Here is a 1,814-nt window from a genome sequence, read left to right as displayed (position 1 = left end):
CGCCGACATGTTCCAGGGCAAGGACGCGCTGCTGTCGGGCCCGGCCGGCGGCGTCGTCGGCATGGTCGAGACGGCGAAGCTGGCCGGCTTCGACAAGGTCATCGGCTTCGACATGGGCGGCACCTCAACCGACGTCGCCCATTATGACGGCGACTACGAGCGCGCCTTCGACACCGAGGTCGCCGGGGTGCGCATCCGCGCGCCGATGATGCGCATCCACACCGTCGCCGCCGGCGGCGGCTCGGTCCTGCATTACGAGGCTGGTCGCTTCCGCGCCGGCCCGGACTCGGCCGGCGCCAATCCCGGCCCGGCCGCCTACCGGCGCGGCGGGCCATTGGCCGTCACCGACGCCAATGTCATGCTGGGCAAGCTGCAGCCCGATTTTTTCCCGGCGATTTTCGGCCCCGGCCAGGATGAGCCGCTCGATGTGGAGGTCGTCCGCGGCAAATTCGCAGCATTTGCCACCGAAATCGGCGACGGCCGCGCGCCCGAGGCGGTCGCGGAAGGCTTCGTCACCATCGCCATCGAGAACATGGCCAACGCCATCAAGAAAATCTCCGTGCAGCGCGGCTACGACGTCACCGAATATCTGCTGAACTGTTTCGGCGGCGCCGGCGGCCAGCACGCTTGCCTCGTTGCCGACGCACTCGGCATGGAGGCGGTGCTGATCCATCCCTTTTCCGGCCTGCTTTCGGCCTATGGCATCGGCCTGTCCTCGGTCTTTGCCTCGCGCCAGCAGGCGCTGCTCAAGCCGCTTGCCGAGGAGTCCCGAACCGAGATCGGCAACCTTATTGCCAGCTTGAGAAAGGCCGTCATCGCCGAACTCTCGGCGCAAGGCATCGCCGAGGACGCTGTTGCCGCGAAGCCGGTGCTGCACATTCGCTATGACGGCACCGACACGACACTGCCGGTGAATTTCGAGGGAGACTCGATTTTCCAGGCCAGGCGCGATTTCGAAATCGCCCACAAGGCGCAGTTCGGTTTCGTCTATGACGACAAGCCGATGATCGTCGAGACGGTCGGCCTCGAAGGCACCGACACCGGCGGCGCCGGCCGCGACGAAAGTGAGTCAGAAACCGAAGATCTCACGTTAGACCCTTCGCAGACACGCGAAATCTTCACCGAGGGAGCGTGGCGCAATGCCGGCGTCTTTCGCCGAGAGACGCTCAAACCAGGGCACAAGATTGTTGGCCCCGCCCTGGTCATCGAGCCGAACCAGACCATCGTCGTCGAACCGGGCTGGCAGGCCGAAATCACCGCCAGGAACCACGTGCTGTTGCGCCGCGTCGAAAAAAAGCGCCGGCAAGCGGCACTCGGCACCGGTCTCTCCGGGAAGATGGGGGCCGATCCGGTCATGCTGGAGGTCTTCAACAATCTCTTCATGTCGATCGCCGAACAGATGGGCGTGACGCTGCAGAACACCGCCTATTCGGTCAACATCAAGGAGCGGCTCGACTTCTCTTGCGCCGTCTTTGACCGCACCGGTGCACTCGTCGCCAACGCGCCGCACATGCCGGTGCATCTCGGCTCCATGGACCGTTCGGTGGAAACCATCATCCGGCTCAACTCCGGCGACATCCACCCCGGCGACGTCTTCGCCCTCAACGCGCCCTACAATGGCGGCACGCATTTGCCTGACATCACGGTGGTTACGCCGGTGTTTGCAAGCGCCGACTTGATCTCCCCCCTTGAGGGGGAGATGGCCGCAAAGCGGCCAGAGGGGGTCCTCTCAGGAGGCACCACAAGAACGCCGCGCACTGCCGCGGCGACCCCCTCCGGCGGCTTCGCCGCCACCTCCCCCTCAAGGGGGGAGG

The 1,814-nt window shown here is 65.3% G+C and carries 1 protein-coding gene; it reads left to right on the top strand.

The window, feature by feature from the left end; genetic code table 11:
* Nucleotides 1-1,814, top strand: a 1,814-nt coding sequence (locus CN311_RS31635; protein ID WP_208866620.1) for a hydantoinase/oxoprolinase family protein, incomplete at both ends; no start/stop codon positions are given.

Source organism: Mesorhizobium sanjuanii (assembly GCF_002529485.1).
Lineage (GTDB): Bacteria > Pseudomonadota > Alphaproteobacteria > Rhizobiales > Rhizobiaceae > Mesorhizobium > Mesorhizobium sanjuanii.
The sequence above is the reverse complement of the archived record's forward strand: the minus strand, read 5'-3'. Positions and strand labels throughout refer to the sequence as shown.